The organism is Gilliamella sp. Lep-s35, assembly GCF_009795845.1.
Classification (GTDB): domain Bacteria; phylum Pseudomonadota; class Gammaproteobacteria; order Enterobacterales; family Orbaceae; genus Gilliamella.
In genome coordinates, this window is sequence record NZ_WTEX01000005.1 from 127,861 (window position 1) to 142,011 (window position 14,151).

The 14,151-nt window shown below is 36.4% G+C and carries 15 protein-coding genes and 1 pseudogene; 12 read left to right on the forward strand and 4 right to left on the reverse strand.

The window, feature by feature from the left end:
• Window positions 1–75: 75 nt before the first annotated feature.
• Genes folB through GQ590_RS03925 form a run of 3 tightly spaced genes read left to right on the forward strand, consistent with a single transcriptional unit; the run spans window position 76 to window position 1,475 of the window.
• Window positions 76–444, forward strand: coding sequence for a dihydroneopterin aldolase (gene folB, locus GQ590_RS03915; RefSeq protein ID WP_160406850.1), 369 nt, complete (start codon window positions 76–78; stop codon window positions 442–444).
• 30 nt (window positions 445–474) lie between these two features.
• On the forward strand, window positions 475–729 hold the full coding sequence (locus GQ590_RS03920) for a hypothetical protein (RefSeq protein ID WP_160406853.1): 255 nt from the start codon (window positions 475–477) through the stop codon (window positions 727–729).
• Complete coding sequence (locus tag GQ590_RS03925) at window positions 726–1,475, forward strand: MBL fold metallo-hydrolase (RefSeq protein WP_160422537.1); 750 nt, start codon at window positions 726–728, stop codon at window positions 1,473–1,475. Before GQ590_RS03920 ends, GQ590_RS03925 begins: the two co-directional genes overlap by 4 nt.
• Window positions 1,476–1,808: 333 nt before the next feature.
• Here the strand turns inward: GQ590_RS03925 and GQ590_RS03930 are convergent, their stop codons facing one another.
• Complete coding sequence (locus GQ590_RS03930; protein ID WP_160406859.1) at window positions 1,809–2,006, reverse strand: hypothetical protein; 198 nt, start codon at window positions 2,004–2,006, stop codon at window positions 1,809–1,811.
• A 49-nt stretch (window positions 2,007–2,055) separates the two neighbouring features.
• Here GQ590_RS03930 and GQ590_RS03935 point away from each other — a divergent pair, with 49 nt between their 5' ends.
• From GQ590_RS03935 to GQ590_RS03945, 3 genes are all read left to right on the forward strand, one after another.
• Window positions 2,056–2,964: a hypothetical protein gene (locus GQ590_RS03935; protein ID WP_160406863.1), complete on the forward strand. Its 909-nt coding sequence runs from the start codon at window positions 2,056–2,058 to the stop codon at window positions 2,962–2,964.
• Window positions 2,965–3,344: 380 nt separating this feature from the next.
• Window positions 3,345–3,551: a hypothetical protein gene (locus tag GQ590_RS03940; RefSeq protein ID WP_160406867.1), complete on the forward strand. Its 207-nt coding sequence runs from the start codon at window positions 3,345–3,347 to the stop codon at window positions 3,549–3,551.
• Between the two features lies 1 nt (window position 3,552).
• Window positions 3,553–3,981, forward strand: a complete 429-nt coding sequence (locus GQ590_RS03945) for an EamA family transporter (RefSeq protein ID WP_160406870.1) — start codon at window positions 3,553–3,555, stop codon at window positions 3,979–3,981.
• Between the two features lie 30 nt (window positions 3,982–4,011).
• Here the strand turns inward: GQ590_RS03945 and moeA are convergent, their stop codons facing one another.
• The 3 genes from moeA to rsmI form a co-directional block, all read right to left on the reverse strand.
• A complete protein-coding gene (gene moeA / locus GQ590_RS03950) occupies window positions 4,012–5,238 on the reverse strand; it encodes a molybdopterin molybdotransferase MoeA (protein WP_160406873.1) in 1,227 nt (408 codons plus the stop codon).
• Window positions 5,239–5,413: 175 nt separating this feature from the next.
• Window positions 5,414–6,505 carry a redox-regulated ATPase YchF gene (ychF, locus tag GQ590_RS03955; protein ID WP_160406876.1) on the reverse strand — a complete coding sequence of 364 codons (1,092 nt, stop codon included), beginning with the start codon at window positions 6,503–6,505 and terminating at the stop codon, window positions 5,414–5,416.
• Between the two features lie 724 nt (window positions 6,506–7,229).
• The gene (rsmI, locus tag GQ590_RS03960) at window positions 7,230–8,057 is read right to left on the reverse strand and encodes a 16S rRNA (cytidine(1402)-2'-O)-methyltransferase (RefSeq protein WP_160406879.1); all 828 of its coding nucleotides are present in this window, start codon (window positions 8,055–8,057) and stop codon (window positions 7,230–7,232) included.
• Window positions 8,058–8,380: 323 nt separating this feature from the next.
• Between rsmI and nlpD the strand changes: the two genes are divergently transcribed.
• From nlpD to GQ590_RS03990, 6 genes and pseudogenes are all read left to right on the forward strand, one after another.
• Window positions 8,381–9,406 (forward strand): murein hydrolase activator NlpD, encoded by a 1,026-nt coding sequence (gene nlpD, locus GQ590_RS03965; RefSeq protein WP_160406882.1) that lies wholly within the window; start codon window positions 8,381–8,383, stop codon window positions 9,404–9,406.
• A gap of 124 nt (window positions 9,407–9,530) precedes the next feature.
• A complete protein-coding gene (gene gpmA, locus GQ590_RS03970) occupies window positions 9,531–10,283 on the forward strand; it encodes a 2,3-diphosphoglycerate-dependent phosphoglycerate mutase (protein ID WP_091123425.1) in 753 nt (250 codons plus the stop codon).
• 117 nt (window positions 10,284–10,400) lie between these two features.
• Window positions 10,401–10,979: a thymidine kinase gene (locus GQ590_RS03975; RefSeq protein ID WP_160406884.1), complete on the forward strand. Its 579-nt coding sequence runs from the start codon at window positions 10,401–10,403 to the stop codon at window positions 10,977–10,979.
• A 188-nt stretch (window positions 10,980–11,167) separates the two neighbouring features.
• Window positions 11,168–12,375, forward strand: a pseudogene (locus GQ590_RS03980) (aldose 1-epimerase family protein).
• A gap of 269 nt (window positions 12,376–12,644) precedes the next feature.
• Entirely contained in the window at window positions 12,645–13,238 is a 594-nt protein-coding gene (locus tag GQ590_RS03985) for a UbiX family flavin prenyltransferase (RefSeq protein WP_160406886.1), read from the forward strand.
• Window positions 13,239–13,256: 18 nt separating this feature from the next.
• Window positions 13,257–13,682: a pyridoxamine 5'-phosphate oxidase family protein gene (locus tag GQ590_RS03990; RefSeq protein WP_160406890.1), complete on the forward strand. Its 426-nt coding sequence runs from the start codon at window positions 13,257–13,259 to the stop codon at window positions 13,680–13,682.
• Window positions 13,683–14,151: the final 469 nt, after the last annotated feature.

Genomic DNA, 14,151 nt, shown 5'->3' on the forward strand with positions numbered 1-14,151 from the left:
TTGCAATAAATTATAGCGTAATTTACTAAGATTCGGTAATCTCTATTTAAATAAACTAAGTTTTTGGAATCTAGCATGAATACACATAGCAACGATAGGGTATTAATTGAAGGGTTAACGGTTTTAACCACTATAGGTGTTTACGAGTGGGAAAAGACCATCAAACAAAAACTGATACTCGATCTCGAAATGGCATGGAATAATAAACCCGCAGGCGAAAGCGATAATGTTTCACTTTGTTTAGATTACTTTCTAGTTAGCCAAGCTATCACTCAATTTATTGAATCAAACCAATTTGAATTGATCGAATCGGTAGCTGAAAACATTGCCAAATTAATCATACAAAAATTTGCGGTGCAATGGCTAAAAATCAAAGTCTCTAAACCGAGCGCAATTGCTAATGCCAATAATGTTGCAGTGGTGATTGAACGTACGGCAAATTAAAACAACTAGCTGGTTAAAAAGGCAATAATAATGACAAACCTTAAACAAGATCCAACGACTAAAAAAATACGCCAAACAGCTAAAGGCCTTAGGTATGATGGCTCGTTTAAAATCAAAATAGGCGAATTTATACGTTGGCGTTTAGCGCGTAGAGTCTTACCACCTAAAGCAGGTTATTACGCTTTTAATCAATCATGGTCTGAACCAATAGATCTTAGCTTGCCTGATAATAGGGTTTGGTGGATTGGTCACTCGACAACCTTAATTCGTTTAAACGGCAAATGATATTGACTGATCCCATCTTTTTTAAACGCGCTTCGCCATCGCAATTAATTGGCCCAAAACGCCGCACACCACCCGCTTTAAGCATCAGGCAATTACCACAAATTGATTTTATTGTCATATCACATAACCATTATGATCACCTTGACTATCATAGCATTCGCCAATTACTGGCTCGTTTTCCTAATATTGTAATAATGGTTCCTATGGGGTTAAAAAGAGCCTTGCTAAAATGGGGTGCTAAGCATGTTGTAGAATTAGATTGGTGGGATTGTGTCACGGTTGATGGACTTTGTTTTTCGGCCACACCTGCTAGGCACTGGAGTAATCGTAGCTTGTTTAATGTAAATAAATCCTTGTGGTGTGGTTGGGTGGTTCAATCTAATATTGATAATCAAAAGCAATTAAAAACGCTCTATTTTATGGGCGATACATGTTATTCGCCTGAATTAAAAGAGATAGCTAAACGCTTTCCGTCAATTGATTTGGCTTTAATCCCTATTGGCGCTTATGCACCACGTTGGTATATGCAATCACAACATATTGCCCCCAAACAAGCTGTACAATTATATGACGAACTCAATTGTCATTGTGCAATAGCTATTCATTGGGGGGCATTTGAGCTAGCTGATGAACCATTAGATGAACCTGCACAATTATTAAATGCCTACAAAGGTAATCGCTCTTTTCATCTAATAAAAATAGGCGGTAGCCAAGCTATTAATCGTATTGATTCTGAAGTAGAATAATTCAAATAAAAACAAACGTAATACGTGTAACGACATTTATTTTATTAAAGTTTTTATTTAACGTTTTTTAACTAAAACACATCTCTTTACAACTGCTTACAAAAAATTAATAAAAAACTGGTTTTTTAGTGTTTAAGCGATTACAATTTAGTCCTCCTTTAACAAGGGGAGAGCTCATTAAATGAGCGTTCAATTATAAAAAAATAAAATAAAACAAACAATTATTTGACAGGTAGAATATTATGTACTATCATATTACCAAACACCAAACACCAAACACTGCCAGTCTTATGCCCTAAATCTACTTCAGTTTTATCATAGCCGAAACCATACTCAGCTCTTATTTTTATCACCCAACCCCATAGAATCGCTGGCGTTATCGGTACAATTACCTTCAAGGATATTGCTGATTTTCAAGTTATTATCTAGGTCATTGCTTGTTTTTGCCATATCATTCACATTATTATTGTCGTTTTTATGCAGCGCGCCGGTATTGGCAGGCCAAAACAGTAATAATCGCGGTGATGCCATAATATTGCCACCATCAAAATGGGGTGAGGTCAAATTCGCAAAGCCGAATATGAAGAAGGGTTATACGGAGTATAGTACTGGTCGGCCTCAAGAGTTTTTTGGTCCACCTAATATATGGCACAAAGATAGGGGATTTTTACTTCAATCAACCGATCCCGCATCATATCATCTTAATTTTCCAACAACAGGTGCTAATAATTTGTTTTTTGATTTAGTGATAGAAGGAGATGCCACTGACTTGATATGGACACCAGTGACGCATGCGGGTATCACTGCCACGGTGACACCACTAACAGGATGTGATTATAATCAAGGTCAATATGATACCTCTCGCAACCGCTACTATAACCATGAAGGTTGTTTTGTTGTGTATCGTGTTAAGTTAACCGGTCCATCGGCAATCGCACAAGGAAATAACGACATTCCAGCTCCAATTGCTAAGCCAAATTTACCACAGACCTTCGAGTTAGTGGGTAAAGACAGCGGAGGCAATGAAATAATCAAATATGGTTTTCAGTTAAGGCAGTGGTTTGTCAGTAGAGCAAAGTGGTCCGTCTATTCAGAACAATTAGCTTGGTGTAATGGTTTAGGTTATCGCATGCCACAAATAAAGGATTTAACTAACGCGGGTAATTTTTTTTATAGAGACGAAGCCTTAGGCAATGTAGGTGGTACGCCATCGTCAAATAGTAGCAATTACACTCGAGTTATAGGAGGAGGCTTTTTGGGTGAATGGGGAGATTTTGGAAAATATTATCCTGGAGTGGACCCTATTAGTGGATATGTCTGGACGAGCAATACCAGACCCTACGACGGCGGAAGCAGAAGTCGCATCAGTCGGTTCGCTATCCTTTCTTGGCTCGGGGAGGTGGACCACCAGCCTTGTGATTCATCTGATCCAAGCGACTTTTTTTGTCATAATTACTACCATTATGGCGTTGTTTGCGTTACACCTTAGCGTTTAGCGCTTTGTCCTAAATCAGGGCTATGCTATTGCAGTTAGCTACCGCAACATCGGTAGCTTATTTTAAAGCCCAAATCATTTTAGCAAAAAAATGTTATAAAACACATTGATTTTATTATTGTTTTTATGGTGGTGGTATTTATTGCTTAGGTGTTTAAATCACTCCTATTTTTTGTATACAATTTGTGGGGAGTTCGCTATTAGGAGCCTTTGCAATTATTAAATGCCTACAAAGGTAATCGCTCTTTTCATCTAATAAAAATAGGTGGTAGCCAAGCTATTAATCGTATTGATTCTGAAGTAGAATAATTCAAATAAAAACAAACGTAATACCGTTTATTATTTCAATGCGTTTGCCAAAAAAGGAGGAGCAAATGAAATCAGCCATTATTGGGATGTCTTGTTTAATGTTTAGCTTAGCATTAGTCGGATGTGGTGGCAAAAACGACGAAGGTAAGACCTATCATTGGTCAAAAGCCCACGGAGTTTTAGAAGATTGCCGTGGTGTTATGAATAAATCACAACAATGTGAAGCTAATTCAAATAATCAGCAATATTTATTCAAAATCGATAAATACTAATATGAGTGCATGGCTTATTTATGCGTTACTTTCCGCTATTACTGCGGCAAGTGTTGCTATTTTAGGAAAAATTGGCTTGCAACACCTTGATGCCAACACCGCAACTGCCATTCGTGCTATTGTTATGGCCATTTTTTTAGTTGGCGTTGTGGTTGTACAAGGTAAGCTTAACCTTATTAATACCTTTTTCAACGATAAAAAAGCTCTATTCATTATTGCGCTTAGTGGTATTGCTGGTGCGCTCTCTTGGTTATTTTACTTTATGGCAATAAAAGAAGGTAAAGTGTCACAAGTTGCGCCAATTGATAAATTAAGTGTTGTGTTTGCGGTTGTGTTTGCTGTGGTTTTATTTGGTGAAAAGATCTCGTTATTAGCAGGGATTGGCGTTGCCATGATCGCGGCAGGTGCGATATTGGTTGCACTATTTTGATATTAAATAGTGCATTAATCTGAACCTAGGCTACTTTAATAGCGCATTAAATAGCTCAACAGTAACAAGTTCACCTTTAGCTACATTGCCTCGTTCTTGTTCAAGCACAATAAAACAGTTTGCTTGATTAAATGATTGAGTAATATGCGAACCTTGCGCTCCAGTTGTACTTACTTCTAATTCGCCCTGTGCATTGATTTGCAACATGCCACGTTGAAAGTCTAACCTACCGACAGTCTTTTTAAGATTTGTTGCTGTTTTAACTTTAAAGCTTAAATCTTTGGATGAATCTTCAAGCCCTGAAAGCGCCAAAATCAAAGGCTGCACTAATTGGTAAAATGTCACCAAGGTTGAAACAGGATTACCCGGCAAACCACAAAATAGCGCATTGCCGATTTTACCAAAAGCAAAAGGTTTGCCAGGTTTTATTGCCATTTTCCAAAAGTTGATTGTACCCAGCTCTTCTAAGGCTGTTTTGGTATAATCAGCATCACCGACTGAAACACCGCCGCTGGTTATCACCAAATCAGCCTGATTTGATGCACTTATCAACGCTTGTTTAATTTGGTTTGGATCATCAGCAATAATATCAAGATCAACAATTTCACAGTTAAGTTTGCTCAGTAATAATTTTAGCGTAAAGCGATTACTGTCATAAATAGCACCATTACCTGACAACGGTTCACCGATTGGTGTTAATTCATTACCGGTTGATAAAATAGCGACTTTTAACTTTTTAAATACCACAAGTTCGCTCATGCCTAGCGTTGCTAGTGTCGATAGGGTTGGTACTGTTAATTTAGTTCCTTTGTTAATAATGATTGAACCTTGTTTAACATCTTCGCCCGTACGGCGGATATTATCGCCAGCTTTTACCTGACTTAAAAATGCAATACCCAAATCTGATTTTTCGGTTTGCTCTTGCATAACTACGGCATCGGCATCATTTGGCACAGGCGCACCTGTCATAATGCGTAAACAAGTACCTTGTGGCCAATGAAGATTGCTTATATCATCGCCTGCAAAAATCGCACCTGCTAAGGGTAATAAGGTTGATTGCTTAAGATCCGCTAATCGAACCGCATAACCATCCATCGCAGAATTATCAAATTGTGGCACATTCATTGGTGAAATCACATTCTCAGCAGTGATTCGATCTAGCGCATCGAACAATCCAATTTTTTCGTGAGTGAGTGATTTTATGGTTGATACGCTTTGTAGTACTTGCTGTTTGGCTTGTTGAAAAGTGAGTAACATAAAAGTGAGCAGTCCTTATATTTACCAATCTGTTATTAAAACGCTTGACAAGAAGTTTTAGGAAACACCTGCGTTTAAGTAAAAAAATTTATTTTATCTTAATGTTAACTTAATATTAATTAGTTATATAAAGTCAATACAAAAACGTCGCCAAAAGGCGACGTAAAATAATCAACTATACATTAAATAAGAAATTCATAATATCGCCATCTTGCACGATATAATCCTTACCTTCGGCGCGCATTTTGCCGGCCTCTTTAGCACCTTGCTCACCGCCGTATTTAATAAAATCATCAAAAGCGATGGTTTGCGCACGAATAAAGCCTTTCTCAAAATCGGTATGAATTTTGCCTGCTGCTTGTGGAGCTGTATCACCAACCGAAATGGTCCAAGCACGAACTTCTTTAACGCCTGCGGTAAAATAAGTTTGCAGATTAAGCAAGCTATACCCAGCACGAATTACACGGTTTAAACCGGGTTCGGTTAGGCCTAAATCTTGCATAAACTCATCACGATCATCGTCATCAAGCTCAGAAAGTTCTGCTTCAATTGCCGCACAAACTGGCACTACAACCGCCTTTTCTTGTTCTGCTATTGCTTTAACTTTATCTAAATAAGGGTTATTTTCAAAACCATCTTCATTCACATTGGCAATGTACATAGTTGGTTTTAACGTTAAAAAACTAAGGTATTTGATGGCTTCAAGTTCTTCTTTGCTAAGATCTAATAAGAGTAGCTTTTTGCCTTGCTCAAGATGAGGTAAACACTTTTCAAGGATTTCCACCTCAAATTTGGCGTCTTTATCGCCACCTTTTGCGCGTTTTTGTTGGCGAGTGATTGCTCGTTCACACGCTTCAAGATCGGCTAATGCTAGCTCGGTATTGATAATTTCGATATCTTCAGCAGGATCGATTTTACCCGCAACGTGGACAATGTTCTCGTTTTCAAAACAACGCACAACATGCCCAATGGCTTCGGTTTCACGAATATTGGCTAAAAATTGATTGCCAAGGCCTTCACCTTTTGACGCCCCTTTAACAAGGCCTGCAATATCAACAAACTCCATTGTTGTTGGCAAAGTGCGTTGTGGTTTAACAATTTTAGCTAGCTCATCTAAACGTGGATCGGGCATCGGCACAACCCCAGTATTTGGCTCGATAGTACAAAACGGAAAGTTAGCTGCCTCAATGCCTGCTTTAGTTAGTGCGTTAAAAAGCGTTGACTTACCTACATTCGGTAATCCGACAATCCCACATTTAAATCCCATACTGTTTGTTACCTTTTGTTTTAAAGTGTCTTAAAAATAAGGGGCGATTATATACTAAATTGTGCTATTTGTGCCAATATTCTTATCGATAGATCAAGCAATAAATGTCAGAATTACTCACGTTATTTACAGTAATTCGAGAAACGACTGTAATCAATACCTCATAAAACCGCATCTTAGACAATAGATAAGGTATTTAAATTATAAAGAAAATAATTGTTACCGTTTTAGCTAAACGTTTTATGGTTAGGCATCCAAATTTATAAACCTGTCAGCCACCGCACAAATAAGAAAAAGATAGATACTTTAATGATGTGATGCTTACAGTTTAGGTTATATTTTTTGTAAAAAATATTCAGGAGTGTATACCGTTTGGTGATTAATTTAGTCTTTGTGGTTTTTCATTTATTAAAAGGTATGATCAGCTAGTATCAATTAAAATTTATAAACTTGTTAGCCACCGCACAAATAAGAAAAAGATAGATACTTTAATAATGTGATGCTTACAGTTTAGGTTATATTTTTTGTAAAAAATATTCAGGAGTGTATACCGTTTGGTGATTAATTTAGCCTTTGTGGTTTTTCATTTGTTAAAAGGTATGATCAGCTAGTATCAATTAAAAATTCACAAAACCTACTAGTCTTGAAATGAATGGGTAAGTGGTAAGCGCGATACCGACTTTACTGGTGATGTGGCATAATCAGCAAATTGTTAGCGGTTTAATTATTGCTCTGCATCCAAACCAATTTGATAAAGCTGGTTCTTTTTCAGTCCATAGATTTCAGCTGTAATAGCAGCAGCTTTTTTAAGAGGTAACTCTTTTTGCAATAATTTAAGGGTATTAATGGCTTTTTGGTCAATGTCATTATCGGTTTTTACATGCCCTTCAACAATTAAAACAAATTCGCCTTTTTGGCGATTGGTATCTTCGTTTAGCCATGCTATTAGCTCGCTTATGGTAAAACTGACAATAGTTTCCCATGTTTTGGTGAGTTCTTTAGCCAAAACAATACGTTTATTTGCACCAAAAACAGTTTGCATATCTTGCAGTGTATCTAGCAAACGATGCGTTGACTCATAAAAAATCATAGTTCGTGGTTCATCAATTAATTTAGCTAAACTATCTTGCCGTGCTTTGCTTTTAGCGGGTAAAAATCCTTCATAACTAAATTTATCAGAAGGTAGTCCAGCGACTGATAACGCTGCAATAGCAGCGCAAGCACCGGGAATTGGCACGACTTGAATATTATTATCACGGCAAGCTTTAACCAAGTGATAACCGGGATCGTTAATTAATGGTGTACCGGCATCTGAAATTAAAGCAATTGACAAGCCAGATTTTAGTTTTTCAATCAAAAGGTGAGATTTTTCTTGTTCATTATGATCATGTAAAGCAAACAGCTTTGCTTTAATGCCAAGATGTTGTAAAAGTAGACCGCTATGGCGAGTATCTTCAGCCGCAATAAGATCAACGCTTTTAAGAGTATTGATTGCTCTAAGCGTAATATCATCTAAGTTTCCAATTGGTGTTGCAACAATATATAAAGTCATTATTTTAAATCACATTAAATTTTTATAGAAATACGGTAAAGATACTGTACGAAAGCCTATTTTATTGTATATACTCACTACTTTCAAAATAAATCCAACAAAAACCAAATAAATAGTTAATCCCAAACAGTAAAAAATAGTCATAATAATTATTTTTTAAAAAAATTTATAGGCAAAACTATCAAATTTTGAGTGAATTTATTGATTTAACCAATAAGTAATCAATATAATAGCTTTTTGCTATAAAAACGCTAAAATGTGCTAATTAAACAAGATGTATAAAATGCTATTGAATAAAAAATAGCTAAAAATAAAATTCACGAATGAAAGGTGTCGCTTTGAAAAAAATATTTATATTAAGTTGCTTAAGTTTGTTAATTGTTGCGTGTACACAAACCGAGCAAGCCGAAATCGAAGATATTTCTAGCGCAGGTGGTTCATCAACTTCTTCTGTTTATACTAAACCACCAGCCAATATTTCAACAAGAGGTAGGGTATCTTCTTCTGCGGTTACTAACAGCACCAATAATAGTACGGTGATTAGTAATGAGCGTATTGTTTATAACCGTAATTATGATGATATTCCAAAAGGCGGATATCAAGGCGATACTTACACGGTTAAACGTGGTGATACCTTATTTTATATTGCGTGGGTAACGGGCAATGATTATCGTTCATTAGCGGCTAAAAATAATATCAAAGAGCCTTTTGCGGTTAATGTCGGTCAAGTATTAGATGTTAGTGGTGGGACTGTTGTGGTAACACAAAAAACTACAACAAATAATACAATAGCAAATAAATCAAATAGTAATGGCTCATCGGTATCAGTTGGGCAAACCAAAGGCAAACCAACAATAACCAAAACAACAACAACTTCAATTACTACAACGAATAAAAATAAACAACCAACAATAACAGAAACAACTGAAACTATAACTGAACCACTAGAGGATTCTGCAAGTAATCAAAAGGCAAATTCAAATATTGTCAATATTGCTTGGCGATGGCCGGCTCGAGGTAAAATTATTGAAAAATACTCAAGAGCAAGTAAAGGTATTGATATTTCAGGTTCACTTGGCGACAAAGTCATGGCTGCAGCTGATGGGCGAGTTGTCTATTCGGGTAATGCGTTACCGGGTTATGGTAATTTAATTATCATCAAACATAACGATGATTACTTAACCGCTTATGCACATAATCAATCTATATTAGTTAAAGAACAACAAGCAGTGCGTGCAGGTGAACAAATTGCCACAATGGGGGCAACAGGCACATCGTCAGTTAGATTACACTTTGAAATTCGATACAAAGCGCAATCAGTTGATCCATTAAAATATTTATCAAAATAATAATAAATGTGTTGTGTTAATTAATTGACGCAATGCTAATGGCTATGCCAAGCAGCAACTAGGTGGTATATCCATAAATAAGAATTTACTAAAATTAAATCTATGTAACAAAGGAGTTATATTTATGGCAGTAAAAAAATTAGTGCTTATTCGACATGGAGAAAGCGTTTGGAACCAAGAAAACCGTTTTTGCGGTTGGACTGATGTTGATTTATCTGACAAAGGCAACCAAGAAGCTGCTGAAGCAGGTAAATTACTTAAACAAGAAGGTTTTGAATTTGATTATGCTTATACATCAGTATTAAAACGTGCAATTCACACTTTATGGCACGTTTTAGACGAAGTTGACCAAGCATGGTTACCGGTTGAAAAAAGTTGGAAATTAAATGAACGCCATTATGGTGCATTACAAGGCTTAAACAAAGCTGAAACAGCAGCAAAATATGGTGATGACCAAGTAAAATTATGGCGTCGTGGCTTTGCAATCACACCTCCTGCACTTGAAAAATCAGATGAACGCTTCCCAGGTCACGATTCACGCTACAGCAAATTACCGGAATCAGAACTACCATTAACTGAAAGCTTAGCATTAACGATCAAACGTGTATTACCTTACTGGGAATCAACCATCGCACCACGAGTAGCTAAAGGTGAACGTGTTATTATTGCCGCTCATGGTAACTCACTACGTGCGTTAGTAAAACACCTAGACAACATTAGTGATGACGACATCATCGAACTTAATATCCCAACTGGTGTACCATTAGTGTATGAATTTGACGACAATATGAAAGTCATCAAACACTATTATCTAGGCAATGCAGACGAAATTGCTGCAAAACAAGCAGCTGTTGCAAACCAAGGTAAAGCAAAATAATTATTCTTTAAGTAAACAAAAAGGTAGGTTGTTTAACTTACCTTTTTTATTATCTGCATAATAGCTGTTATTCACTTATTTTTATGTCTTATTTCTTTTAATTTTGAGAGCGTTATTTTGTCTAAGATCTACTATATATATGGCGTAATGAATGCCGGTAAATCTACCGAATTATTACAAATTGACCACAACTACCTAAGTAACAATATGCAAACGTTACTGCTTAAATCATCGGTTGATACGCGCGATTCGGCGGTTGAAATTGTCTCGCGCTTGGGGTTGCGCAAAAAGGCGCTACAGCTTGATGACACAACGGTTGATGGCATCATTGAGCACATCAAACAAAGTAACTATGCCTGTATACTTATTGACGAAAGTCAATTCTTGTCACGCAACACTATCTGGAAACTATCCGATGTATGCGACGAAAAAGGCGTGCCTATCATGTTTTTTGGCATCAAAACTGATTATATGGGACATCTATTTGAAGGTTCTAAAACACTGCTCGAAATTGCCGATAATTTTAGAGAACTCAAAACCGTCTGTTGGTGTGGCAAAAAAGCTACTATGATCTTACTAGAAGGACAAGACGGGCAAATTGTAAAATTTGGCAACTCCATCCATCTAGGTGATAGCGAATACCACTCAGTATGTCGAAAACACTGGAAAGCAGGGCAAATAAGACCTAAGCACTGATCTTCTAACCTTTTCACACTGATTCGGATAAATAAAACATTTTTATAATGTGCAATTATTTGATGTCGGAAAAGTGTGAATAACTTCTCATTTTTATAATATTTCTTTTGTTTATTGTTGCTATTTTGTGCCATATTGACTGAAACGATTCAGTACTATTTTATTAACTATGAAAGATGAGGAATATTATGAAAGTCAAAACTGTTTCATTAGCTGTAGTACTTAGTTTGATTAGTTATAACGCCAATGCTAAAGAGTTTGTATTAACAGATACCGAAAAGAATATTGCTAAAGGTAACTGGTCAATTTCAAATCAAGATTTAGGCGTAAATGGTAATAAATTTACCATTCAAAATACTGTGCTCAAAGGTGGAAAACAAGACGGTACAGAACTTCTTACTATTTCTAGTGATGATTTTACTATTAAATTAATTCCAACTCGTGGTTTAGGTATTTTATCTGTTGTTGGTGATGGCGTACGTATGGGGTGGGATTCACCAGTAGACGAAGTTGTTAATCCTAAATATATTAATTTAGAAAGCCGGGTGGAATAGGTTGGTTAGATGGCTTTAACGAAATGATGGTTCGTTGTGGTTTTGAATGGACAGGTCATGCGGCGCAAGCTGATGGAATGATGTACACGCTTCATGGTCGAGCCCAAAATACTCCTGTATCTAAATTAATCGTTGATATTAGTGATAAAACACCACATACTATTACAGTTAAAGGCCTAATTAAAGAAAATACCTTCAAAAAAAGTAATCTAGAAACTTGGGTATCGCTTAGTTATGTACCAGGAAGTAAAGAATTTACTGTTCATGATGTGGTCACTAATAAAGGTGATTATACTCGTGATTATCAGATTATCTATCACAGTAACTTTGGTACACCAATTCTTGAAGAGGGCGCAAGGTTTGTTGCACCTGTTAAAGAAATTTCACCATTTAACGACTATGCAAAAGGCGGACTTAATACATGGCAAACTTATTTAGGTCCAACTAAAGGCTTTGATGAAATGGTATTTAATGTTTATCCTTTTGCTGATACCAATGGACAAACACAGGTGATGGTAACCAATAAAGCAGGCGATAAAGCAGCCGGTATTGCTTTTAATATTAATCAGCTACCCGTGCTTTCATTGTGGAAAAATACAGATACTTTAAAACAAGGCTATGTCACTGGATTAGAGCCTGGCACCAGTTTTGCTTATCCAGTAACTATCGAACGTGAGCAAAAACGTGTGCGTCAGTTAGAACCTGGACAAAGCACTGAGTTTACCCTAACTTATAGCTTATTATCTAATAAAGATGCTGTAACAAAATATGCAGAAAAGATTAAAGCTATTCAAGGTGAGCAACAAACCAAAGTTGTTAATGAGCCAATGGCTAAAGAATAAATCATTAAAAAAGGCTACCACTTATACAGGGTAGCCATAAACGCAATCTAATAAACACTCTTCCTCCCATGTAATTTACGTATTATTAATGTAATAGCTATGCTAATAGCTAGTGACTACTTGATTCACTATCAATAGCTAGGTATAGTCATTTATTTCATAACAAGCTTTAATATCATTTGTTTTTTAAAGTATCATTTGACTGGTTAACTATTTAAAATAGTAATTAATGATATTTATTGCAATTTGATATTAATAAAGGAACAAGCATGACACAACCGCGGATCGTAATTGGTATTAGTGGCGCAACAGGGTTTGCTTATGGAATCAAAGCGTTGACGCTTTTAAAGTCGCTCAATATCCAAACACATGTAGTGATCTCAAAAGCGGCACATGTCACACGCGCTTACGAAGCACCTGATATAAGCCTAGCGCAAATAGAATCACTAGCAGATAAAATATATGCTGTTAATAACATTGGTGCAGCCATTGCAAGCGGTTCATTTAAAACCATGGGCATGCTGATCGCTCCTTGCTCAATGCGAACGCTTGCCGCTATAGCGCAAGGGTTATCTGATAATTTACTCACTCGCGCTGCTGATGTGGTATTAAAAGAGCGTCGTCGTTTAGTGCTAATGGTACGTGAATCGCCCTTAAACTTAGCACATATAAAAAATATGGAAGCAGTCACCCTTATGGGGGGGGTTATTTGCCCACCAGTACCTGCGCTATATCAGCATATTAACAGCATTGATGACATCATTACCCATAGCGTAGCTAGAGCACTTGACTTATTTGGTCTTGATATTCCAACACTACCGCGGTGGGGCGAAGATTTGCACTTAAATCACAAACCAGAATAACTCATATAAGCTAAAAGTATGCAAGCTGATCTTAAAATCATAAAATTTATCAAAAAGCATCATGTGTTAACACTCAGTGTTATCTTACCTGACAACACACCATGGGCGTGTAATGCTTTTTATGTATTTGATGAACAACTAATGTGCTTATACTTCCTTTCCGAACTAAAAACTCAGCACGCCAAAGCGATGTTAGTACATCCAAAAGTGGCAGGAACCATTAGTGTCACGCCTAAAACTATTACGCAAATCCAAGGTATCCAATTTCAAGCTAAAGCAACTCAATTACAAAATGAACAAGCCAAACAAGCTTATGGGCAATATTATCAAGCATTCCCCTTTGCAAGAGTCATCAAAGCACCGATTTGGGCTTTACAGTTGCAACGTGTAAAAATGACAAGTAATTTATTAGGATTTGCGATCAAAACATATTGGGAAAAATAAGCGTGTAGGTATCTTTAACGTTATTTACAGTCATTTGAGTAATGAGGCAATAAATATTCATAAAAAACGATCTTACTAAAATCGATATATCGACACCCAATGTTTGCTTTGTGGATCGGCTACACTAATTCATACAACTTTTTTAAGGGGTAAGGAAAACTTATCACCACTAAAAAAGGAACAAATATGAATAAAATTAAACGCAAAAACGCACATCCACTGATGATTTTAAACACCAAATGGTCAGTCTTTATCAACATGGTAAATCACGTAGTGAAATCGTTACTAAAAAATAGGATCTGACACCATTAGCTTTGAACCATTGGAAAACAAAAAGCAGATGATATACTTCAATCATTAAAAAAAGATCAAATAGATAAAATCTGTAAATACCCCCTAGTTAGTCCAAAACAGATGTAGAAAATTTTTGCTGTACTTTAAAACACCCAAAACTGTGTAAATTTTTTTT